The following is a 22,149-nucleotide window of genomic DNA, read 5'->3' on the forward strand; positions in this document are numbered from 1 at the left end:
GCGAATAAAGAACTTAAAAGATTATTGCATATGTGTGCATTATCTCTAATTCAACATAATCAGGAATTCAAAACATATTACAACAGAAAAAAGGATGAAGGGAAGCACAGCATGAGCATAATTAATGCCGTCAGAAACAAGATAGCGTTAAGGGTTGCTGCAGTTATAAAAAATCAAGTCAGCTATAAAAATAACTATAATATAGCTGCTTAAAATTTGTTTTTATCATAACAATCATCTCGACTGAAGCGCAGCGAAATGGAGAGATCTTTAAATAGATTTAGCTTCGCTGAGCACTGCGTGGTTCTCGACTACGTTGCACTCCGAAATGACGACACTGGAGTGGCTGTCCCTAATATTGATTTTTATGAAATAAATTAACCCTCAGCATTACAGGCTCCGCTAGTTATTTCCCACAGATTACGCTGAATACGCAGACTGGATTATTATTGCGAACCGATGGGTTGCTGGTGGGGTAGCGTGAAGCAATCTATTAAAGAGATGCTTCGCTGCGCTCAGCATAACAGCTTACTGAGGTGCCCTAAAATGTCTAAGGTGGTAGAATTAATTGAAGATCTGCGCTAATCCTTTTATATTTAAGGATGATTATTCAATATAAGTTAGATGTTAATCTTTGGAATGTAGACCGCACAAGAACCGATAACAATGGACAATGACATCGCTTATAAAATCATCCAGCCCGATCAAACTCTTTCGGATTTTGTAGATAGTTTTTGGTTTTTGCGCAATACATCAGCCAGCGACAAAGAAACAACCGAATTGCCCGATGGCCGCATTGATTTAATTCTTTTCCAATCGGCCACAGAACCGTTTCGCATTGCCTTACTAGGGCTCGGCACCGCGCACAACCAAACCATTATACCGGCCAACACTGTGATGTTTGTAATTAGCTTTAAATTGCTCGCCGTCGAATATATTTTTCAGGAACCCATTGCTGATCTCGTAAATAAAGGAAAATTGATGGTAGCGGATTTTTGGAATTTCTATGCCGGTGACCTGACCGATTTCGAGTCGTTTTATAAAAAGGCCAGCCTTAAAATCACATCGCTCTTACCTGCTGAAATTGATGAGCGCAAGCGCAGATTATTTGAGTTAATCTATGCCACAAAAGGATCGGTTACTGTTAAAGAACTTTCAGAAAAAGTGTTCTGGACCAGCCGGCAAATTAACCGCTATTTTAACCAGCAATACGGCATTTCATTAAAAACCTATTGCAACATCCTGCGTTTTCGGGCATCTTTAGATCATATTGCAGCAGGAGAACGCTTTCCCGGCGAGAATTTTTTCGACCAAACACATTTCATCAAAGAGATAAAAAAGTTCTCTGGCGTGATACCTAAAAAGTTATCCCAGAATGAAAACGACCGATTTATACTATTATCAGCCTTAGCTAAGCAATAGTTTTGCATTGTAAAACAAATTTCAAAGTAATGCTGATAGCAAATAAAAAGATAGCCATTATTGGCGGAGGAATGGCGGGCTTAACTTTAGCACGTTTGTTGCAACTGCAAAATGCCGAAGTGAAGGTTTATGAACGCGATTTTAACTGCGAGGTACGCGTTCAGGGTTCAACACTCGATTTACACGAAGGATCTGGTTTAGAAGCAATGAAACGTGCAGGTTTACTCGCCGATTTTTATGCCAATTATCGCCCAATGGCAAGCAAGTTGCGGATTGTAGATAAAAGCCTCGATATAAAATTTGATGACCACAACTTCGATAAAACGATTGCAGAAAACAGGCCCGAAATAGATCGTGCACCCTTGCGCAATATCTTGTTGAACGCGCTCAAACCCGATACAGTTGTTTGGGATAGCCAGTTTGTGGCTATGCAAAGGGAAGGAAGCGGTTGGTTGCTGCAGTTCGGCAACGGAAGCAGTGCTTATGCCGATCTGGTAATCGTTGCCGATGGCGCGAATTCAAAAGTCCGACCGTATTTAAGTGCCGAAAAGGCTGTGTACTCGGGCATAACCCTGGTTGAAGGCAATATTTACCATGCGGCAGAAAATGCACCTAAGCTTTTTCAGTTATCAAAAGACGGAAAAGTGATGGCTTTTGGCGATGAACAAACGCTGATGTACGGAACAAAGGGCGATGGCTCAATGATGTTTGTGGCAAGCTTTAAAGTGCCACAGAACTGGCTTGACCAAAATGCTATAGACTTTAAAAATAAGGAACAGGTGCTTGACTGGTTTAAAACTGCTTATACTGGTTGGAGCGACGAATGGCAGGAGCTTTTTACCAGTAATGAGGTGAACTTTATACCGCGGCCGCAATATTATTTTCCATTCGATCAAAGCTGGGAAACACAGGAGAACCTGACCATGATTGGTGATGCAGCACACCGTATGCCACCATTTGCAGGCGAAGGAGCAAACGTAGCCATGCAGGATGCTTTTGAACTCGCAGCTTGTTTAACCGGCAATTCGTTCACTGATATTAAAACAGCGATAGCGCATTTTGAAAAACAAATGGTTGAAAGGGCTGCAATAGCAACTCAGGAAACGCTGGTAAATACTGAACTTATGCATTCAACTGATGCATTGGCACAAATGGTCGGTTTTTTTAGCCAGGTAGAAGGTGTCTGAGGTGGTGAGCTGTGGTTTGTAGTAATTGCGAACCGAAGGGTGGCTGGTGGGGTAGCGTGAAGCAATCTATTAAAGAGATGCTTCGCTGCGCTCAGCATGACAAATCCCGTTGCTGTTATGTTCCGTGTATTAGATTACCCCTCATGCGATCAAATACCTTAGATGTACTTAGGTGTCTGAGGTGGTGAAATATGTGATGTGACATTTTAAAGAGATGCTTCGCTGCGCTCAGCATGACACCTTTAGACTTGCTCCAGTTTTAGCACCCTGCTAACAATTAAACAATTAACCAGTTTAAACAATTAACCAATTAACCCGCCAATTAAAACAAAATCACCTCGATTCGAGCGGGTAGGCGAGGTCGCGTTTAACTTCGTTTACCACAAAACTGCTATGCGATTTGAGCACATTTTCAAGAGTCATCAGATCTCTGGTAATGAAACGGGTGTATTCCTGCATGTCTCTAACCACAATTTTAAGCAGGAAATCATAATCGCCGGTGGTGTGGTAGCACTCGAGCACCTGCGGAAATACAGCTACTTTTTCCTGGAAATTGGTGAGGGCATTGCTGCTGTGGTCTCTGAGGGTAACGTGCGAGTAAGAAACCATCAGTTCTTTAAACTTTTCGCGGTTAATGATGGTAATGTTACCAGCTATAAAACCCCGTTCGCGCATGCGGTTAATCCGCTCGTAAATGGTGCTTGGCGATTTGTGAAGTTTATAAGCGAGTTCCTTATAATTTAAATCGCCTTGCGTTTGCAACAGCGATAAAATCTCGTAATCAAGCTTATCCAAAATATCGTCGTGCATGGCGCAGGTCTTTTTTAGCTATTTTTTTGCGGTAAATAATCAGGTAAATTGATATTGCCGATTGAGCTCCCGGCATTGCAAACATAATAAGTTTATTTTTAACTCCCAATTCCGGAAACATTATTTGGAATTTGGTTTAGTGCCTATACGGGCTCAAAATTATGTTTGGCTTTTACTGTCGCTTCTCGAATAATCTTCGAACTAAAATCAACTGCAAGGAATTCTGTCCAACTCTTTCCAATTTTGTTTTATCAAAAACTAAAATAAACAAGCCTGCAGCTGGCTCCTTACCAACTGTATGCAAGTCCTTGAATTTCAAAAAAGAATATGAATAAAGAAACAATATTAGTGATCGGAGCCTGTGGGCAGATTGGGAAAGAGCTGTTGGTTGCCCTTAGAGCGAAAAACGGACATGATAACGTTATTGCTGCAGATATCCTTCCGCAAGAGAACTTGCCGGCTGATACTGCGCCTTATGTTAAGCTGAATGTTTTAGATGCCCAGGCCCTTGAAGCTTTAATTGTTGATCAGAAAATTACCCAGATTTATCACCTTGCTGCAGTACTTTCGGCAAAAGGAGAAAGCAACCCAACATTGGCATGGGACCTTAACATGAACAGCTTGTTAAGTGTATTGGATCTTTCGGTAAAACATAAAGTAAATAAAGTATTCTGGCCAAGCAGTATTGCCATTTTCGGACCAGATTCGGAGAAAATTAACTGCCCTCAGCAAGGAGTTACCGAACCATCTACGGTTTATGGAATCAGTAAGGCTGCAGGAGAGCACTGGTGTAAATATTATTTTGAAAAATACGGTCTGGATGTGCGCAGTTTGCGTTATCCCGGACTAATTAGCTATACTGGTGCCCCAGGTGGTGGTACTACCGATTATGCAGTAGATATTTTCCACCATGCCGTACAAGGCAAACCATTTACCTGCTTTTTGAGCGAAGAAACGGCATTACCCATGATGTTTATGGAAGATGCAATTAACGCTACGCTACAGTTAATGGATGCTCCGGCAGAAAATGTTCAGATCCGTACGGCTTATAACCTGGGCGCATTGAGCTTTACCCCAAAAGAACTGGCTGCAGAAATTAAAAGCCATGTGCCTGATTTTGTGGTAAGTTATGCACCCGATTTCCGCCAGGCCATAGCCGATAGCTGGCCATCGAGCATTGATGATAGCGCTGCAAGAAAGGATTGGGGCTGGAAACCTGCTTACGATTTAAAAGCAATGACTGACGTGATGCTGGAAAACCTTTGGGTATTGCAGGCAGATTAATTTGACCGGAAAGTATTAAAATAATTAACCCGAAAGGGTTGGTATCTAGGGAAAACCCCTATTTGTTTTTTTGTAAGTCATTTAAGGTGACTGAAATAGGTTTTAGTTAATAAGCGGTTGTTTCCGGATGGAGACAATCGCTTTTTGTTTTATACGGGTTTGCGTGCCAATCCATCCTTGGCGGGATTAACAGAAAAGGAGTACCTTTGTCCGGTTTAAAGAATTTTCGTTAAAATCGTATGGCTGCTGTGAAGGTAAAAGGATATGTATGTGCGCTGGTATCGGCGGTAACTTATGGTTTAATCCCCCTTTTTATCCTGCCCTTAAAGGCCATGCATTTTTCGATGGATGTAACCCTCTTTTACAGGTTTTTTATTTCTGCGGGGATCATGTTAATCCTGTTGCGGTATAAGAAGGAACATTTAAAATCGACGCCGAAAGAGATGGGTATATTTCTGGTACTCGGCATATTGTTTAGCCTGAGCTCCGATTTCCTCTTTCTGGCTTACGACTATTTATCGGCGGGGATTGCCTCAACCATTCTTTTTGTTTTCCCTGTAATGGTGGCCCTTATCCTGGCTGTTTTTTTTAAGGAAAAGATCAGTACCGTGATGCTGCTTTCGATGGTAATTACCTTAGCCGGAGTGTACCTGTTAAGCGGAGCCTCAGCTGCCGGCGTTAATTTTGTGGGGCTTGGCCTGTCTCTGGGTAGTGCGCTGGCTTATGCGATATATATGGTTACGGTAAACAAATCAAATATTAAAGCATCAGGGGTTAAAATCACTTTCTATTCCCTGCTTTTTTCTTCCCTGTATTATATGGCCAAATCTCTTGTTGCAAAAGAATCGCTGGTGATACCCGATTTACATATCCTTCTTCATATCTCACTATTTGGGCTCATTACTTCGGTTATTTCCATTACTACACTGGTATATGCCATCGGATATATCGGCTCTACACCAACAGCCATTCTTGGCGCATTAGAACCCGTGGTAGCCGTAACAATTAGTGTAACACTTTTTGCTGAAAAGCTAACCTATGCCTTGCTGATTGGAGGGGTTTTGATCCTCACCGGGGTTTTAGTAAGTATAGTGTTTTCGAAGCATGAAGAATTATCGGACGAACGGCCTACCTTGTAAGTGATTTTTTAAACGAAAGGATACTATTATATTTTTGATTTGAATTTCTTAATTTTGTGTTATGGCAGCTAAAGTCGAGCGTTCTGTATCCGAATTTAATAATGACCTGAAATTAAAGGGCTTTAATGTATGGGAGATAGAAAGTGATAGCAACGCCACCAAAATCTACAGCAGAAAAGATTTTTATAAAATTTGCCTCACTACCGGCAAGAGCGTTATTCATTATGCTGATCGTAGTTTCGAACAGGAGGGGACAGTTTTGTTTTTCGGCAATCCACATATCCCTTATTCCTGGGAAACGCTTTCTACTACTTATGTGGGGTACACAGTGTTGTTTTCAGAAGATTTTCTGGGACAATCAGAACGTTTAGAGAGTTTGCAACAATCGCCTTTTTTCAAGATTGGTGGTACTCCTGTACTTAAAATTAGTGAAGCGCAGCGGTTGTTCCTTAACAGTATCTTTCAGAAGATGATGGAAGAGCAGCAGACAGACTACCGTTACAAAGACGAACTGATTCGCAATTACATCTATCTGATTATTCACGAAGCACTTAAATTGCAGCCTTCTGAACATTTCGATCAACATAAAAATGCATTGAGTCGCATTGCTTCTGTTTTTTTTGAGCTTTTAGAACGCCAGTTCCCTGTAGAAACAGCAGAGCGTCCGCTAACCCTGAAAACTGCTAACGATTATGCCAATGAATTGGCTATCCATGTCAACTACCTCAACAAGGCAGTGAAAGAAACTACTGGCAAATCGACCACAACACATATTGCCGAGCGTATTTCTCGCGAAGCAAAAGCGTTATTGCAGCATACCGATTGGAATGTTGCCGAAATTGCCTATGCGCTGGGCTTTGAATATCCTACCTATTTTAACAATTTTTTCAAAAAAAACACGGGAAGCAATCCTGGTGCGTTTCGAGAAACTATGGTTTGAATTTCTTAATCATTGGTTTGAAATCCTTTATCCTGTAGGTTCTTTTTGACGGAACTTTGCGGTATGAAAAATATCTTTGAAAGATTAACGGCGGGAGATCTTGTGCAGCTCAACGATCCCGAATTTCAAAAAATCGACGAAATTGTTTCGCATACATTGGCACTTTTGCCAGCTTTAAATGCTGCAACCAGCACCAATGAGGTTAGGAACAAACTCAGCGAAATTATTGCATCGGATGTAGACCATAGCACTACTCTATTTGCACCTTTCTATACTAATTTTGGCCAATTCATTAGTCTGGGAAAAAATGTATTTATCAATCACGCCTGTTCCTTTCTTGATATGGGTGGCATTACGCTTGAAGATGATGTTCTGATTGGGCCAAAAGTGAACCTGATTACCGAAAATCACCCAATAGATCCTTTAAATCGCCGTGGTATGTTGTGCCAGCCAATTCTAATTAAGCGCAATGCCTGGATTGGCGCTGGCGCTACGATTTTGCCTGGAGTAACCATAGGCGAAAATGCTGTTGTAGCCGCCGGGGCAGTGGTAAGCAAAAACGTTAACGACAATACGGTAGTGGCGGGTATACCTGCTAAAATAATTAAACAAATCCATTAAATATGAAAAAGACAATATACATCGCGGCTATTTTGCTGGGCTTTGGAAGTCAGCTATTTGCTCAAACGACTAAACAAGATAAAGTAAAACAAATGCAACAAACTTCAAAAAAAGATCAATATACTTTCACTTTGAGTGATCTGGTGACAAGGAAAAAGGTAAGTTTTAAAAATAGATATGGTATCACTTTGAAGGGCGACTTGTACCTGCCTAAAAAAAGTGGCAACCAGGCATTACAAGCGCTGGCCATAAGCGGGCCATTTGGTGCAGTGAAAGAGCAGTCATCTGGTTTGTATGCCCAGAGTATGGCCGAACGTGGCTTTGCAGCGCTAGCTTTCGATCCTTCGTACACGGGTGAAAGTGGCGGATCGCCACGTAATGTAGCATCGCCCGATATTAATACTGAAGATTTTAGTGCAGCAGTAGATTATCTTGGTCTGCAGGCTTTTGTCGATAGAAACCGCATTGGCGTAATTGGAATTTGTGGCTGGGCAGGTATGGCGCTAAACGCTGCTGCTGTAGATAAGCGCATTAAAGCTGTGGCTACCACGAGTATGTACGATATGTCGCGCGTAATGGCAAAAGGCTATTATGATAAACTTACCACAGAAGAACGTACAAAAATGCTGGAGCAGATGAGCCAGCAGCGCTGGGAGGATGCACAAAAAGGTACACCGGCACCATCACTAAATAATTTACCTGAAAAACTGCAGGGCAATGAGCCACAATTTGTTGTAGACTATTTCAATTATTATAAAACAGCCCGCGGTTTTCATCCTCGTTCTATCAATTCGAATGCCGCATGGACCGCAACCAATGCGCTTTCATTTATGAATATGCCCTTATTGAATTATATTAAAGAAATTGCCCCACGTGCCGTGCTGTTAATTGCCGGTGAAAAAGCACATTCGCGTTATTTCAGTGAAGATGCATTCAAGGCAGCTGCAGAGCCCAAAGAACTAATGATTATCCCCGGGGCCAGTCATGTTGATTTGTACGATCAGCTAAACATTATTCCTTTTGATAAACTAACAACTTTTTTTAAAAACAATTTAAAATAGCGCTGTATTGGTTTAAGTATTGCTAATTTAAATGATTTAATAATAAAATATGGAAATTACAAGAGTAGGTTCAAAAGCATCGGTTAAAGGTCCAGAGGATTGGTTTACCGGAGCAGTAAGGATTGATTCCTTATTTGATGCGAATAATTCGAGGCGGGCTGTGGCGGCAAGTGTTACTTTCGAGCCGGAAGCAAGAACAGCCTGGCATACCCATCCGCTTGGGCAAACCTTAATTGTTACTGCCGGTTGTGGCTGGGTGCAGCGCGAAGGAGGCCCGGTAGAAACCGTATTTCCGGGCGATGTAATCTGGTTTGAAGCAAACGAAAAGCATTGGCACGGTGCATCTGCCACTGTTGGGATGACACACATTGCCATTCAGGAAAACCTCAACGGAAAAGTGGTAGATTGGCTTGAACAAGTTACAGACGAGCAATATAATGCCAATACTACTTTGTAAGGTGCTATTAAAATAATTTTATAATCGATTTTATTGGCCGACAGCTTTTAGACCGACCGATAGAATCGATTATGATCTTAGTAGCTAGCCGGCCTGCAGATGTTCTTCTGATTTGTTATAATTGGCCAGAATAATGCCTTTGCCGGTTGTTTTACTGTCTGTTAATGTAAAGGTGGCTGGAAGTCCGCTATCAAACAACTTTTTTCCTTCGCCCAGTATAAGCGGATAGATTTTGAGGCGAAGCTCATCAACCAGATCGTGCTTAAACAATAGCTGAACCAACTGGCTGCTTCCCCATACCTGAATATCGGCACCCGCTGAGTTTTTAATTTTTATGATATCATCCAGGCTTTCGATAAACTCGGTGTTTTCCCAATCAGATTCTTTTCTGGTGCCTGTAAGCACATATTTGGTGCCGCTATTGATACCAGGCCAGAAGTCGCCATGGTGTGGCCAGTAATTTTCCCAGATATTAAATGTTTTCCTGCCCAGAAAATAATCTGCCGGCTGTTCGAGTTCTTTTTTAACTTCAAGGCCGCTAAGCTCGTCGTTGTAGCGCATAGCCCAGCCTCCATATTTAAAACCATTGGATGTATCTTCCTCTGGTCCGCCCGGAGCCTGTATTATCCCATCCAGGCTTATCATGGCCAACACAATTATTTTTCTCATCAGATCTGTTTTTGTTGCGTATAAATTTCGCTAAAAAAATACCGTGCAGGCTGTAAATATTATGACAAGTTTAGTGGGGTGATGCGACAGCTTCAATGGAAAGGGTTTCGTTCATTTTGGGTATTCAGCAACACGTGCTCTCCGAAGATACATATACCTTTTTTAGAAGGTTTTAATGTGTTTTTCCAGGTCCTCGCGAAAGTTACGCCCGATCGGGATTTGCTGGCCGTTTAAGAAAATACTGTTGCGATCGAGCTGCTGAACTTTTTGCAGGTTAACGATAAAAGATTTGTGCACGCGTAAGAAACGGTTGGATGGAAAAAGATCTTGCATCGCTTTGATCGAGCCTTTTAACAATATTTTTTTAGCAGGGGTGTGGATGATGGCATAATCTTTTAAACCCTGGATATGCGTTACCTCACTGAATTGAAGTTTAATGCGCTGCACGCCACTTTTAACAAAAATAAAATCATTACTATTCTCGGGGTTTTCTTCCAGGTGGCTATGCTCTTTTAAAGCCAGAAGCTCACGGGCTTTGGTTATGGCCTGTTCAAATCGGTTAAAGGCAATGGGTTTTAATAAAAAATCAATTACGCCCAGCTCGTAACCTTCAAAAGCATAGTTGCGGTAGGCAGTGGTAAAAATGGTTAATGGCGGGTTAGGCAGTCGCTTCAGGAACTCGATTCCGCTCATTTCAGGCATTTCGATATCCAGTAACAAAAGTTGGGTTCCTGTTCCTTTTAATCCGGTTAAAGCAGCCATCGCATTAGGGAAAATCAATACTTGTGCAATGCCAGGCAGTCTTTTTAAATAGCCTTCCAGTACTTCACGGGCCAGCGGCTCATCGTCTACTACAGCAATTTTCAATAGTGTTTCCATCACAGTTCAATTATCAATAAGACACTAAAACGGCTTGACTCATCCAGGAGTTGTAAATCATGTTTGCCCGGGTAGAGCAGTTCGAGGCGTTTGCGCAGGTTGCTGAGACCAATGCCACCCTTGGATGGCAACGCAGGCGTAAGTGGTTTGGTGTTTTCTACCTGTACGGTTAATGCAGTTTCCTTAAATGCAATCGCAATATGCAGTTCGCTATCAGTTGTTTGCCTACTCAATCCATGTTTAAAGGCATTTTCTACCATGGGCAATAACAGCAGTGGCGCAATGGTTAGTCCGGGAGGTATTTTAGTTGTGTTAAACGTAATTGTGGCTTCTGTACCAAAACGCAGCCTCTCCAGTGCTACATAATTTTGCAAATATTCCAGTTCCTTATCAAGCAGTACCCTGTCATCGTTGCTATCGTACAGCATATACTCCATCATGGATGATAGCTTCAGTACCACATCTGGAGCCAGCTCCGATTTTTTAAGGGTAAGTGCATAAAGGTTATTGAGGATGTTGAACAGGAAGTGCGGGTTTACCTGGGCACGTAAAAAATCTACTTCGGCATTTAATTTTTCGACTGTAATGCGCTGGATGAGCAATTGCTGGCTGTACCAGTCGATACTTAATTTTAGGGCAAGCATAAGTCCCAGGTACCATAAAGTGCTGAAAAAGTTATAAGAGAGCGACTCGTACATGTTGCTGCGATACAGCGGCCCCACAATATAGCCGTATAAATACCAATCGTACAGGCTTTGTATAACGAGGTAAGCCAGTACCGAAAGTAAGATGGCGGCTGCATAAGCACCGTATCGCTTTTTGATGAGGTATTTGGGTAAAAAAATGTGTAAATTAAGGTAAGCAATAACGATAAGCAGGAAGAGCCTTACACTTACGCAAGCCAAAAAATAAGGCATATTGGCTTTATAGAGCAAATACTTTTTCTCATACAGGAAAAAACCGGTAACCAGTATCCAGTAAGCGAAGTAAATCAGGTTCTTTTTGTTTAAAAATCGGTTCATGCCCAAAGGAACTTAAAAACGTTGGCCCGGCAAATAAATGTCGACTAACGACTTAAATAATAGAGGAAGATACAGATAAAAATACGCTTGTCGATTAGATTGGTCGTTACTCTACTATTTTTTAGCGGTGTTTGCTGAACACCTAACTTGGTTTTAAATCAAAAAATAAACGATATGAAAAAGTTATTAGTTTGTGCTTTCCTGGTTGTTGCACTGGGAAGTTTAAGTTTCACCACCAGATTTGGATTGGATGGTTATGAGATATTCCTCAATAACAAATCGGTGCTCAAACAGTACATCAATCAGCCGCTTAATTTACGGGTGTTAAACCTGGATAAGGCTAAAGAAACCGATCAGCTACGCATTGTTTACAAACATTGCCGCCTGGATAATGGTGCAGGTACCGGGAGGGGCATTGCACTTAAAGACGAAGCCGGTACAATATTGCACCAATGGACTTTTACCGATGCAGGCCAGATGACCATTCTGGTAAAAGATTTGCGCCTGGCAGAAAAGAAAAGTGGTAAAAACAAACTCAGCCTGTATTACACTGCCCGCGAGCTTGAAAAAGGGGAAATGCTGGCGATGGTTAGTTTGAAATAAGCATTCGGGATACAGCTTACTGTATAAGTCTGCACATTGCTACGCCAACAGCTGTATAATGTTGTGTTACTTTATACAATATATGCTACAATGTAGCTACATGGTGTTGAAATGAGGAAGGAGCTACTATCTTTGAAACACAATCGCCTCACTCGATTGAAACAAATTTTGTCTGCTCCAGTGAAGTTTCACTGGAGTGGTTTTTTTTATGGCTATTGGGTTTTTAGCTAAAGTACAGTCAGTTTGCACTGCCTAGCCTGCCGGATAAGGCAATTTGAAAAGGCCATTGGGTTTAACGTAAACCACTTTACGATCGGCGCTGATTACAATATTGAACCGTTTAAGCAACTCACCACCAATTATACTCATCTTCTGACGACCAATTGCCCCTTTAAAAAATCCGGCTGGTACTGAATCCAATCTGTTTTCGCTGAGCAGCAAGGCAGGTAATACCGCTTTTTTAACAGTAAGGATATTTCCAAAAGAATCTTTCAGGTCTTTTTCACTAATGATTTTGAGTTTTTGATCCAGCTGGTTGTTATTGGTAAAGCTATCATCAAAAAGAACTGCACCTGCATATCCCGAGTGGATGAGAAAAGGTAGGCTAAGCAGTTCTGTGCCGATTTTACAAGAGGCATTGATGAATAGCATGTCGTCTTCGTATTTGGCCTCGAGTTTGGAATAGCTTTTTAATTTAGCAGGTAAATTGTTGCTGATGGTGATGATTTTCCGGTCGAAATCAATATCAATAACCTGACCTGCAAAAAGTTCAGGGCCAAACTTACCGCCGGTTCCGGGGCCTGAATTCAGGTTTTCCCACAATGGGGTATGTTCCCATTTGTTTTTTCCGATCTGGAGCAGGTTGTCTTTGCTGTAACGCGAAGGGTTTTCTCCTCCGCCCCAGCTTTTTACGGTATCGGCACCTTCAAAACGCAGGCTTTTCATCTTTGCTATGGCCTCGCTGGTGAGGGTAAGCGAATTTGCCGCCGTATGGAACATAAGCGAAACAGTATCTTGCCCGTTAATGAGCGCGCTGATGGCAATATTGTTTTGGCTGGTTAGCTTAAATGGAATGGTATATGTTTTTGGGCCTGAAGATTGCGCAACGGCCAGGCTGCTGTAAATAACCCAAAACGATAAGGTGAGCAGTAGTTGAGTGCGTTTTTTAGTAGTTGGCGTTTTCATGATGCTAATGTAATCATTTCAGGTAAATGGATGAGGGAGTTTATTTCAAAATAGCCATCAGGAAAATGCCTGTAAAAAAAGAACCTCACTGATTTTGCAGTGAGGTTCTTTTAAGTCAATAAAGCATCTATTACTTCAGCTGCACTTCCGCTAAAACCGGGAAATGATCAGAAGGAAACTTTCCGAAGTAGGTATCTGTTAAAATGCCCCATTTGCTGGCCGTAAACTGGCTGCTCATAAAAATATGATCGATAACAGAATTGCCGCGTGGGGTTCTAAAGCCATTAGATGATGAATTGTTGGCGTATGGAAATTTCACCTTGCTGTGCACATCAACCAATTGCTCAGAAGTGGCTATGGTTTTGTACCATTCGCTGTCTCTGCCGCCGTTAAAGTCGCCGGTTAACAAAACAGGTTTATTACCAGCGATTTCAGTTATCTTTTTCAAAATCAGTTTACTGCTTTCGCGGCGGGCAATTACCCCCTGGTGGTCGTAGTGCACATTAAAGGCGTAGAATTGTTTTTTGGTTTTCAGATCTTCCAGATAAACCCAGCTGCAAATTCTGTTGCAGCAGGTTACGTCCCAGCCTTTGCCAGGTACATCTGGCGTTTCTGATAACCAGAAATCACCACTTTTGAGCAATTTAAACCTGTCTTTTTTGTAGTAGATTGCTGAATGTTCTCCGGCTTGTTTTCCGTCGTCGCGACCTTTTCCGTACCGTGCATATTCTGGTAAGGCGGCAATAATATCGTCGAGCTGGTTTTTCAATCCTTCCTGTACACCAAGGATATCAAAGCCATGAAAGCGGATTAAATTCGAAACGATGGGCGCACGGTCAACCCAGAGATTACCCGAATCGCGTGGGTTATCATAGCGGATATTGAAAGTGCCGATGGTGATTTGCTGAGCTTTAAGCCCAACCGATACTAAAGAAAACAGCGATGCAACGAGCCAAATTTTTATTTTCATCTGTTTGTGATTTAAATAGACGGGGACTTATTCCCAGCCCTTGTTTTGTTTAAGATTAGGATTTCTTTGAAGGTCGGCCAATGGGATCGGGTAGTAGTAGTTACGCTCATTCCATTTACGTGGAATTTCTTTCATCCAGGTTAACTCGCCCGAACTGCCATTTTTAAGGAGTTGAGAATTTACGGCAGCACCAATATTGGCCGAAACATCTACATAAGTTACACCCGATACAGCCGGCGAGGGGCGTGTTCCCTGGTAAAAGGCAACATCAAGAATTCCATCTTCATTCAAATCCATTGGAGTATTTAACGTTGGTACATAGAAACCATTCCATTCCTGCTCCATTAAAGGTCCGCGTTTCCAGCGCAGTAAATCTGCATAGCGCAAACCTTCCAGACTCAGCTCTATGCCGCGCTCTCTTCTGATTTCCAATAAGGTGGCATCAGATATCCCCGGGAAATAGTTAGTCACCAGATAGGGATCTGCTACAGTCGGTTTAGTGGTTAATCCACCTGTAATACCTGCCCTTGCCCTGAGTGCACCTACGGTAAGTGCCCAGTCTGCATCACTTAAAGTACCCAATTCGGCCTTCGCTTCTGCATAGTTTAACAAGACTTCGGCATAGCGGAATAATGAGATCGCGTTCGTATTTAATGCACCTGCATCAAAGTAAATATCATCCAATGTCCATTTAATAGGCTGGTAACCGGTAAAGGTGTAAGAGAAAACCGGAGGAGCCGGTACCTGCTGGCCACTGCTAATGCGTTTATAATCGCCCAAACGTATGGTTTGCTTCAATCTCAGGTCCCTGTTTTTAACCTCATCTTTAAATAACATGGTTTTATAGGCCGGATCATTAGTATAAGGCGTTCCATCAAGCTTTAAATAGGTATTGATGAATGTACGTGTAAAACTTGCTTTTGCACCGTAGGTTCCACTTGTCCACCACCAGTTGGCCTCGTTAAGCACACCAAGATTGATGTCGGCCACTGCAGCTTGTAAAACCTCGTTTGCCATTGGCGTATTGCTGGTAAATACCTGACGGTATGAAACACCGGCGCCACCCGCTGTGTTTAAGGAATAACCTCCCTTTTTTATAATTTCATCAGCAGCAGATGCAGCGTCTTCCAGCCATTTACCGGCTGTAGCCGATAGGCTTAAATCGGTATGGTATTTACGGAAAGTCCCTTCGAAAAGGCATAATCTCGATTTAAAGGCATAAGCAACCCATTTGGTGATGGTTGTACGGCTGGCATCGTTCGTACTGGTAATGTTTGCACAGGCAAAATTAATGTCGGCCAGTACCGAATCCATAACCAGTTCGCGTTTGTCTCTGCCAGCGTTTAATGCCGGATCATCGATATTCAGCGGTTTTCCAATCCAGGGCACATCACCAAACCTTTTCACCTTTTCCATATAGAAATAGGCCCTGAAATAACGGGCAATACCAAGGTAGTTGTTGCGTATGGCTACCGGAACTGCGGGATTTTTACAGTTTTCGATAAAGTAATTGATGTTTCTGAGGTCTCTCCAGGTCCAGCCAGAGCTGTTATTGGCAGCAAAGCCACCCTCGCGGATAAAATCAGGAACAGATTTCACAGCCAGGTAATCAGACATGGCATCCTGACTGGTTGAGTTCTTCGGCAGGAAATCCATGCCATAAAATGAATTGGTGTAGAGTTTAAGCCCGTTTTCTGTTCCGAAAACCGCATCTTTTGTTGCACTTGATTCGGGCTTTTGATCAAGTTTTTTGCAGGCTGCCAAAGCCAGGCAGGCCAGTAAAATATAGATATAATGTTTTTTCATCTTCTTTTTTATCAAGCTATTTATAATCCAATGTTCAATCCCAGAGAGTAGCTCTTCATTAAAGGATAATTGTAACCATCTCCGTTTGTGCTGCCTGCGTTCAAATCCTGATCGGAAGGCACAGCATTTTCAACATCGATGGTATGTTTAACTATTTTATACATTGGCGAATAGGTAAACAGGTTCTCGCCCGAGAAAAATATTTTGGCACTGCGCACACCAATGCGGTTTATCCATTTGCCCGGCAATGAATAGCCAAACTGCAGGTTTTTCATGCGGAGATAGGCCACATTTTGCAGGTAACGGGTTTGCGCCACACCCAATGTACGGTTGGTATTGCTCGATGCTGCCCTCGACATTGTTCTCGGGAAATAAGCATCGGTATTGTCTGGTGTCCACATGTTGCCCAAATGGAAGGTTGGGATATTGTTGTATGGCCTGTTGTACTGTCCCCAGAACATTTCTGTTTCGGTGCTCGGGTACCATTGCTGTTTGCCAACTCCCTGAAAGAAAACAGAGAAAGAAAAGTTATGCCAGTCGGCACCAAGGCTTACACCATACAGGTATCTGGGAGCAGAATTTCCGATAATTCTCCGGTCACCCGATTTGCCTACCTTGTTTTCGCCCACATTGATAAAGCCATCGCCGTTCAGGTCTTTTAGTTTAATATCGCCGGGGAACCATTTACCGGTAGGCGAGGCCCTCATTTGCGGATCTTGTTTGGCATGTGAAGCAATGTCTGCATCGTCGATAAAGAAACCTTCGGTTTCGTAGCCCCATATTTCGCCCAGCGTTTGCCCTTCGTAATAATCGCTCAGCAATTTATCGGGGTTATTGTATTTGTCTATTTTGGTTTTGCTATCCGATAAAGTCAATCTTACATTGTAATTGAAAGGCTTCGATTTTCCTATTTTATCGTTCCAGGTTAACGAAAGCTCCCAGCCACGCGTAGTTAAGTTGGCATAATTTCCTTTGGGTACATCGGCTCCGAAAACAGCAGGTGGCGTTAAACCGAAAGTAAACATATCAGTTGTTTTGCGGATGTAGGCATCGCCGGTAAAGCTCAACCTGCCCGAAAGCATGGTTAAATCGAGACCAAAGTTGGTGGTGGTCGAAGTTTCCCAGGTTAATCCATCGGGAAGTACATTCGGGATGCGCGTGGTTTGTGGTCTAACACCGTTTAAGATAACGCCCGACTGGCTGATGTTAAAGATTTCCTGAAAGGCATAAGATGCGATGTTACCGTTTCCAAGCGAACCGTAAGAAGCCCTTAATTTTAAATCTGAAATCAGCTTATCAGAAACTCCCCAGAATGGTTCTTTGTTAATTCTCCATCCGGCCGAAACAGAAGGGAAGAAGCCATAGCGCTGATCGGCAGGGAATTTAGAAGAACCATCGTAACGGGCATTAACTTCTAAGAGGTAACGGTCTTTAAAAGTATAATTTAACCTCGAGAAACCACCCAGGATGGCCCATTGCTCGTAACCACCACCGGTAGTGATAGACTGGCCAAGTGCCAGGTTTAAATCTGTTGCATCTTCGAAAATAATTCCGTTTCGTTGTACTGCAATGCGGTTATAGGTAGATTGTTCGTAGTTGTACCCCGCCATAGCTTTCAGGTAATGGTCGGTACCAAACCTGTTTTCGTATTCGGCGTAAATATTGGTTGCCAGATACTGGGTTTCGCGCTGATCGAACAACAGATCGTTGGTGGTGGTACCAACAAAGGCGGTAACCCCGCGGGTATTGCTGTATGGAACCTGAACCCTTTTCTGCTCGATGTTGTTATTGGTATTGCGGAAAGTAAAATCGGCATTTACCCTAAACTTGTTGTTGAAGAAATTGGTTCTCAAACCTGTTATATTTCTAAAAACCTGGCGACGGGTATCGATGCCGTTCTTTCCATAAATAAAATCGCCCACTGTGTAAGCTGCAGCAAAAGTTAATGAACCATCCGGATTGAAAATCGGCATGGTAGGTTTACCTTCGTCGGCAATATTTCTCCAGATTCCACCTCCTTCACCAACATTGATCGGGTTGTGGTAATTCATCACCGAGTAATCGGCGTTATTTTCAATGCTTAACCACGGAAAAACCTGAACCGAGCCTCTTGCACGGATGTTTTTCATGTCGTAATCGTCGGTGTTGTACCTGAATAAACCATCCTGGTTAAGGAAACGCCCCGATACCAGAAACGATGCTTTATCGCTGCCACCGCTTACCGAAAGGTTATTTTCGGTAGCTGCAGTATTTTTTTTGTACAGTTCGGCATAGTAATCGGTACTTCCATAATAGGTATACTCGCCTGTGGTAGGGTTTATTTCTATCTGGTTGTAAGGCTGACCCGATTCTGATCTTTTTTTGAATTCATCAAGATAGGCCTGCGAAAATTTCTGTGTTTTATTTGCATTCTGCGGAAAAGCGCCATCACCGTTTACAAAAGCTTCTGCAAACATCTTAGCCCAGGTATAACCATCGGTTACAAAATCAGGAACCTGTAAGGGGTTTTTAATGGCATAGTTGGTTGAGAAAGCTACGCTGGTACGGCCTTTTTCGGCTTTTTTAGTGGTAATGAGCACCACACCAAATACCCCTCTTGCACCATAAATGGCGGCTGAGGCTGCATCTTTTAAGATGGAAACACTTTCCACATCGTTGGGGTTAAGTAAGCTTGGATCGCCTTCAAATCCATCAATCAGGATTAAAGCGCTACCACCTTGCCCGATTGAAGTAGTACCACGGATATTGTAACTTGGCGACTGTGTAGGCTTTCCGTCCATCATTTTCAAATTCAGGTTGGGAAGTAAACCTTGTAAACCCTGTGTAAGGTTGGTAATGGGTCTGTTTTCTAATTTTTTCGCGGTAATCTGATCTACAGCACCCGTGGCGTTTTCCCTTTTCTGGGTTCCGTAACCCACAACAAGCACCTCATTCAAACTCCCCGATTCACCTTTTAGGGTTACATTTAAAGGAGCGTTTTCGCTTGCTTTTACCTGCACTTTACCCAAAGTAACCGTGGTATAAGAGATAAAACTGATCTGGATGGTATAAGTGCCTGTTGGAACACTCAATTTAAAGCTTCCATCCGGATTGGTTTGCGCAACTTTGTTTAATTCTTTTACGAGGATGCTGGCGCCGGGAAGGGGATCGCCCTTCTCATCAACCACCTTACCACTAATTGTTCCTTGCTCCTGGTTTTTTAAAGCAACAGGATGATTGGGTAGATTCGCCATGGCTATGACAGGTGCGCCGGGTGCTGTGGTAAGTAATGCAGTTGCCGAAGCAAACAGCACCGCCCTCAGCATGGCTGTTAAGTTTTTTTTCATTAGCTTAATAATTAGTTTTGAAACTAAAGCGTTTTAGCAAGTTTCTGTGGTTCCTTTACAATGGCGCAAAGCTAGAGGGCCTATATAAACCCAATATTAATTTACTTTAACTTTTGACGACTGTTTTCGGTGTGCTTTGTATTGTTTTTGTTAAAGGCGGGGAGTTTTGATACAAAAGGCAATAGATTTTTTGTTTGCAGGTTAAAATAGTGCAAAAATACAATAGCTTTTAAGGTGTTTTTTAATGGCGGGTTGTAATGTGAGGTGTTATGGTGATGAATCGGGGAGCTAAAAATAAACTTACTTAAGTTTACAAACGAAAACGAGATCGGTAATGATTAGTCCATCTTTATCAGGAGCGCTATAGCGTTCTATGCTTAGGGTTTCGAACCCGCTTTGAATAAGGGCTTGTGATAAATAATCTTCGCGATGATAATGCACGAACACGCGGTCGCCGGTACTGGATATTTGGTGCCTGGATTTGTTGTTTTCATCTTCCTCCATGGTGCTTAAATAGAAAACACCACCTGGATTTAATAATGCCGATACATTTACAATCAAATCGATAGCTTCTTGGCGTGTTAGGTAGGGCAGGCAAAAGCCACAGGTAATGCCGTCAAACTTTTGTTCGAGCGTAGCAATTTCACGGCAGTCCATGAGCAGAAATTGTGCTGTTGGATTGTTGATTTGGGCAAGTTCGAGCATATTTGGCGAAAGATCGATTCCCAAAATCCGGTAAGCAGGTTTCAGCTCAAGCAAATATTTGCTAATGTTTCCGGGACCACAGGCAATATCCAATATACTGGCATCTTCGGTCTTAATGTTATCGCAAAACGTTTTAAACGGTTCGGCATACAAGCTAACATTCATAAACTTATGGGCATATATTTTAGCCGATTTATCAAAAGCCTCCTCAGGTTTTAGTGTTTTCATGATCATGAGTTATTTAGCCTGCCATATTTGCAACCATTTACATAAAGTTATGAAAAATAGCAGGATAACCGTTTTTTGTTATCTGGATAACTATCTTAGCTAAAACGTTAAACCCAAATGAATGGCGGCATGTTAACCTGCCGGATTAGCGTAAACCTAACCTTTTATAAACCCATGATCAGAAAAATTTTAGCCGGTATATTTTTACTCCACTGTACATTATTCACATTTGCACAGCAGAAAGCCCGGGAGTACAACGCTGACATCGTTATTTACGGCGGAACCTCGGCCGGAATTATTGCCGCAGTACAGGCCGCCAAGCTGGGTAAAAGTGTACTGGTTGTTTCTCCTGATACCCATCTGGGAGGACTTTCTTCATCAGGTTTGGGCTTTACCGATACCGGCGATAAATCGGTTATTGGTGGGCTGGCCCGAACATTTTATGCAAGGGTTTACCAGCATTATCAAAAAGCCAGTGCATGGAACTGGCAGGCACAAGCTGCTTATGGCAATAAAGGGCAGGGCACGCCGGCCATTGATGGTAAGGAACGGACGATGTGGGTTTTTGAGCCTCATGTAGCCGAGCAGATTATGGAAGAAATGGTTAAGGAAAATCACCTGAAAATTTACCGGAATGAGTGGCTGGATAGAAAATCAGGATTGGAGATGAAAGCAGGAAAGATTGTTAAACTGACTACACTGTCTGGGAAAAAGTTTGCTGCCAAAATATTTATAGATGCCAGTTATGAAGGTGATTTAATGGCAGCAGCTAAAGTAACTTATCACGTAGGAAGGGAAGCCAATAGCACCTATTCAGAACAATGGAACGGCGTGCAGGCACTTGTTTTTCAGCATGGCCATCATTTCAAGAATAAAATAGATCCCTATCGTGTTGCCGGTGATAAAAACAGCGGAATTTTAAATGGTATTTCTACTAACCTGCCGGGAGAGAATGGTTCAGCCGATCAAAAAATACAGGCCTATTGTTACCGGATGTGCTTAACCGATCAACCCGAAAACAGGATTGCTTTCCCCAGGCCAGATCATTACAATCCGATGGATTACGAATTGCTGTTAAGGGTTTTTAACGCTGGCTGGAATGAGCTCTTTAATAAATATGATCCGATTCCCAACCGCAAAACAGATACCAATAACCATGGCCCTTTCAGTACCGACTTTATCGGGATGAATTACGACTATCCGGAAGCTTCGTACGAAAAAAGGAAGCAGATTATTAAAGCACACGAAGACTACCAGAAAGGCCTCATGTATTTTATGGCTAACGATCAACGTATGCCCCTGCAAATCAGAGAACAGTTAAAAAACTGGGGATTGGCAAAAGACGAGTTTAAAGATAACAACAACTGGCCATACCAGCTTTATGTGCGCGAAGCCAGAAGAATGATCAGCGATTTTGTAATGACCGAAAATGAAGTACTAGGCAAAAAAACTGTTCCCAATCCCGTGGGGATGGGCTCTTATTCGCTCGATTCGCATAATGTTCAGCGTTACGTTACAGCCGAAGGCTTTGTTCAGAATGAAGGTGATATCGGCGTAAAGGCACCAAAACCTTACAGCATTGCCTACCAGTCTATTGTGCCAGCCAAAAAAGAATGTCAGAATCTTTTGGTACCGGTATGTTTATCTGCTTCGCACATTGCTTATGGTTCGGTACGAATGGAGCCTGTATTTATGATATTGGGCGAATCGGCAGCAACCGCCGCGGCTCTGGCTATTGATGGGGGTAAAGCCGTACAGGATATCGATTATGATGTATTAAAAAAGATGCTGCTCAACCAGAAACAGCATTTGGTATTGGGCGATTAAACCTCAGC

The 22,149-nt window shown here is 42.5% G+C and carries 19 protein-coding genes and 1 pseudogene; 11 read left to right on the forward strand and 9 right to left on the reverse strand.

The features are described 5' to 3' along the window. The 3 genes and pseudogenes from HWV58_RS24355 to HWV58_RS22965 all read left to right on the forward strand — a co-directional run. Positions 1–213: pseudogene (locus HWV58_RS24355) on the forward strand (hypothetical protein); the annotation flags it as partial. A 453-nt stretch (positions 214–666) separates the two neighbouring features. After that, entirely contained in the window at positions 667–1,422 is a 756-nt protein-coding gene (locus tag HWV58_RS22960) for a helix-turn-helix domain-containing protein (RefSeq protein ID WP_175636349.1), read from the forward strand. Positions 1,423–1,451: 29 nt separating this feature from the next. Continuing rightward, on the forward strand, positions 1,452–2,609 hold the full coding sequence (locus HWV58_RS22965; RefSeq protein ID WP_175636350.1) for an FAD-dependent oxidoreductase: 1,158 nt from the start codon (positions 1,452–1,454) through the stop codon (positions 2,607–2,609). 333 nt (positions 2,610–2,942) lie between these two features. Here HWV58_RS22965 and HWV58_RS22970 read toward each other — a convergent pair whose 3' ends face one another. Next, positions 2,943–3,419, reverse strand: coding sequence for an Lrp/AsnC family transcriptional regulator (locus HWV58_RS22970; protein WP_124560432.1), 477 nt, complete (start codon positions 3,417–3,419; stop codon positions 2,943–2,945). A gap of 327 nt (positions 3,420–3,746) precedes the next feature. Here HWV58_RS22970 and HWV58_RS22975 point away from each other — a divergent pair, with 327 nt between their 5' ends. The 6 genes from HWV58_RS22975 (at position 3,747) to HWV58_RS23000 (ending at position 8,921) form a co-directional block, all read left to right on the forward strand. Then, positions 3,747–4,703: an NAD-dependent epimerase/dehydratase family protein gene (locus HWV58_RS22975; RefSeq protein WP_175636351.1), complete on the forward strand. Its 957-nt coding sequence runs from the start codon at positions 3,747–3,749 to the stop codon at positions 4,701–4,703. 239 nt (positions 4,704–4,942) lie between these two features. Then, a complete protein-coding gene (locus HWV58_RS22980; RefSeq protein ID WP_175636352.1) occupies positions 4,943–5,842 on the forward strand; it encodes a DMT family transporter in 900 nt (299 codons plus the stop codon). A gap of 61 nt (positions 5,843–5,903) precedes the next feature. Next, the gene (locus HWV58_RS22985) at positions 5,904–6,782 is read left to right on the forward strand and encodes a helix-turn-helix domain-containing protein (RefSeq protein ID WP_175636353.1); all 879 of its coding nucleotides are present in this window, start codon (positions 5,904–5,906) and stop codon (positions 6,780–6,782) included. 63 nt (positions 6,783–6,845) lie between these two features. Next, positions 6,846–7,403: a DapH/DapD/GlmU-related protein gene (locus HWV58_RS22990; protein ID WP_175636354.1), complete on the forward strand. Its 558-nt coding sequence runs from the start codon at positions 6,846–6,848 to the stop codon at positions 7,401–7,403. Positions 7,404–7,405: 2 nt separating this feature from the next. After that, complete coding sequence (locus tag HWV58_RS22995; protein ID WP_175636355.1) at positions 7,406–8,464, forward strand: alpha/beta hydrolase; 1,059 nt, start codon at positions 7,406–7,408, stop codon at positions 8,462–8,464. 49 nt (positions 8,465–8,513) lie between these two features. After that, entirely contained in the window at positions 8,514–8,921 is a 408-nt protein-coding gene (locus HWV58_RS23000) for a (R)-mandelonitrile lyase (protein WP_175636356.1), read from the forward strand. An 84-nt stretch (positions 8,922–9,005) separates the two neighbouring features. Here the strand turns inward: HWV58_RS23000 and HWV58_RS23005 are convergent, their stop codons facing one another. The 3 genes from HWV58_RS23005 to HWV58_RS23015 all read right to left on the reverse strand — a co-directional run bounded on the left by HWV58_RS23005 (position 9,006) and on the right by HWV58_RS23015 (position 11,491). Then, positions 9,006–9,590: a dihydrofolate reductase family protein gene (locus HWV58_RS23005; RefSeq protein WP_175636357.1), complete on the reverse strand. Its 585-nt coding sequence runs from the start codon at positions 9,588–9,590 to the stop codon at positions 9,006–9,008. A 162-nt stretch (positions 9,591–9,752) separates the two neighbouring features. Beyond that, positions 9,753–10,469 (reverse strand): LytR/AlgR family response regulator transcription factor, encoded by a 717-nt coding sequence (locus HWV58_RS23010; protein ID WP_175636358.1) that lies wholly within the window; start codon positions 10,467–10,469, stop codon positions 9,753–9,755. Continuing rightward, positions 10,469–11,491 carry a sensor histidine kinase gene (locus HWV58_RS23015; protein WP_175636359.1) on the reverse strand — a complete coding sequence of 341 codons (1,023 nt, stop codon included), beginning with the start codon at positions 11,489–11,491 and terminating at the stop codon, positions 10,469–10,471. Before HWV58_RS23015 ends, HWV58_RS23010 begins: the two co-directional genes overlap by 1 nt. Before the next feature lie 174 nt (positions 11,492–11,665). Between HWV58_RS23015 and HWV58_RS23020 the strand changes: the two genes are divergently transcribed. Then, the gene (locus HWV58_RS23020; protein WP_175636360.1) at positions 11,666–12,094 is read left to right on the forward strand and encodes a hypothetical protein; all 429 of its coding nucleotides are present in this window, start codon (positions 11,666–11,668) and stop codon (positions 12,092–12,094) included. 252 nt (positions 12,095–12,346) lie between these two features. Here HWV58_RS23020 and HWV58_RS23025 read toward each other — a convergent pair whose 3' ends face one another. From HWV58_RS23025 to HWV58_RS23045, 5 genes are all read right to left on the reverse strand, one after another. Beyond that, positions 12,347–13,279 carry a hypothetical protein gene (locus HWV58_RS23025; protein ID WP_175636361.1) on the reverse strand — a complete coding sequence of 311 codons (933 nt, stop codon included), beginning with the start codon at positions 13,277–13,279 and terminating at the stop codon, positions 12,347–12,349. 130 nt (positions 13,280–13,409) lie between these two features. Next, on the reverse strand, positions 13,410–14,249 hold the full coding sequence (locus HWV58_RS23030) for an endonuclease/exonuclease/phosphatase family protein (protein WP_175636362.1): 840 nt from the start codon (positions 14,247–14,249) through the stop codon (positions 13,410–13,412). A gap of 27 nt (positions 14,250–14,276) precedes the next feature. After that, complete coding sequence (locus HWV58_RS23035; RefSeq protein ID WP_175636363.1) at positions 14,277–16,055, reverse strand: RagB/SusD family nutrient uptake outer membrane protein; 1,779 nt, start codon at positions 16,053–16,055, stop codon at positions 14,277–14,279. Positions 16,056–16,075: 20 nt separating this feature from the next. Beyond that, a complete protein-coding gene (locus HWV58_RS23040) occupies positions 16,076–19,381 on the reverse strand; it encodes a SusC/RagA family TonB-linked outer membrane protein (RefSeq protein WP_175636364.1) in 3,306 nt (1,101 codons plus the stop codon). Between the two features lie 300 nt (positions 19,382–19,681). Beyond that, entirely contained in the window at positions 19,682–20,314 is a 633-nt protein-coding gene (locus HWV58_RS23045) for a class I SAM-dependent DNA methyltransferase (RefSeq protein ID WP_175636365.1), read from the reverse strand. A 174-nt stretch (positions 20,315–20,488) separates the two neighbouring features. On the opposite strand from HWV58_RS23045, the gene HWV58_RS23050 reads away from it, so the two are divergent. After that, the gene (locus HWV58_RS23050; protein ID WP_175636366.1) at positions 20,489–22,141 is read left to right on the forward strand and encodes an FAD-dependent oxidoreductase; all 1,653 of its coding nucleotides are present in this window, start codon (positions 20,489–20,491) and stop codon (positions 22,139–22,141) included. Positions 22,142–22,149: the final 8 nt, after the last annotated feature.

The sequence above is a fragment of the Pedobacter ghigonis genome (assembly GCF_903166585.1).
Taxonomy (GTDB): domain Bacteria; phylum Bacteroidota; class Bacteroidia; order Sphingobacteriales; family Sphingobacteriaceae; genus Pedobacter; species Pedobacter ghigonis.

What these genes read in the sequence shown, in the direction of transcription:
- HWV58_RS23025 (WP_175636361.1), bottom strand. Translation starts at nt 13,279, where the DNA reads ATGAAAACGCCAACTACTAAAAAACGCACTCAACTACTGCTCACCTTA.
- HWV58_RS23020 (WP_175636360.1), top strand. Translation starts at nt 11,666, where the DNA reads ATGAAAAAGTTATTAGTTTGTGCTTTCCTGGTTGTTGCACTGGGAAGT.
- HWV58_RS22975 (WP_175636351.1), top strand. Translation starts at nt 3,747, where the DNA reads ATGAATAAAGAAACAATATTAGTGATCGGAGCCTGTGGGCAGATTGGG.
- HWV58_RS22995 (WP_175636355.1), top strand. Translation starts at nt 7,406, where the DNA reads ATGAAAAAGACAATATACATCGCGGCTATTTTGCTGGGCTTTGGAAGT.
- HWV58_RS23045 (WP_175636365.1), bottom strand. Translation starts at nt 20,314, where the DNA reads ATGAAAACACTAAAACCTGAGGAGGCTTTTGATAAATCGGCTAAAATA.
- HWV58_RS23005 (WP_175636357.1), bottom strand. Translation starts at nt 9,590, where the DNA reads ATGAGAAAAATAATTGTGTTGGCCATGATAAGCCTGGATGGGATAATA.
- HWV58_RS22980 (WP_175636352.1), top strand. Translation starts at nt 4,943, where the DNA reads ATGGCTGCTGTGAAGGTAAAAGGATATGTATGTGCGCTGGTATCGGCG.
- HWV58_RS23050 (WP_175636366.1), top strand. Translation starts at nt 20,489, where the DNA reads ATGATCAGAAAAATTTTAGCCGGTATATTTTTACTCCACTGTACATTA.
- HWV58_RS23000 (WP_175636356.1), top strand. Translation starts at nt 8,514, where the DNA reads ATGGAAATTACAAGAGTAGGTTCAAAAGCATCGGTTAAAGGTCCAGAG.
- HWV58_RS23035 (WP_175636363.1), bottom strand. Translation starts at nt 16,055, where the DNA reads ATGAAAAAACATTATATCTATATTTTACTGGCCTGCCTGGCTTTGGCA.
- HWV58_RS23040 (WP_175636364.1), bottom strand. Translation starts at nt 19,381, where the DNA reads ATGAAAAAAAACTTAACAGCCATGCTGAGGGCGGTGCTGTTTGCTTCG.
- HWV58_RS22990 (WP_175636354.1), top strand. Translation starts at nt 6,846, where the DNA reads ATGAAAAATATCTTTGAAAGATTAACGGCGGGAGATCTTGTGCAGCTC.
- HWV58_RS23010 (WP_175636358.1), bottom strand. Translation starts at nt 10,469, where the DNA reads ATGGAAACACTATTGAAAATTGCTGTAGTAGACGATGAGCCGCTGGCC.
- HWV58_RS22965 (WP_175636350.1), top strand. Translation starts at nt 1,452, where the DNA reads ATGCTGATAGCAAATAAAAAGATAGCCATTATTGGCGGAGGAATGGCG.
- HWV58_RS23030 (WP_175636362.1), bottom strand. Translation starts at nt 14,249, where the DNA reads ATGAAAATAAAAATTTGGCTCGTTGCATCGCTGTTTTCTTTAGTATCG.
- HWV58_RS22960 (WP_175636349.1), top strand. Translation starts at nt 667, where the DNA reads ATGGACAATGACATCGCTTATAAAATCATCCAGCCCGATCAAACTCTT.
- HWV58_RS22970 (WP_124560432.1), bottom strand. Translation starts at nt 3,419, where the DNA reads ATGCACGACGATATTTTGGATAAGCTTGATTACGAGATTTTATCGCTG.
- HWV58_RS22985 (WP_175636353.1), top strand. Translation starts at nt 5,904, where the DNA reads ATGGCAGCTAAAGTCGAGCGTTCTGTATCCGAATTTAATAATGACCTG.
- HWV58_RS23015 (WP_175636359.1), bottom strand. Translation starts at nt 11,491, where the DNA reads ATGAACCGATTTTTAAACAAAAAGAACCTGATTTACTTCGCTTACTGG.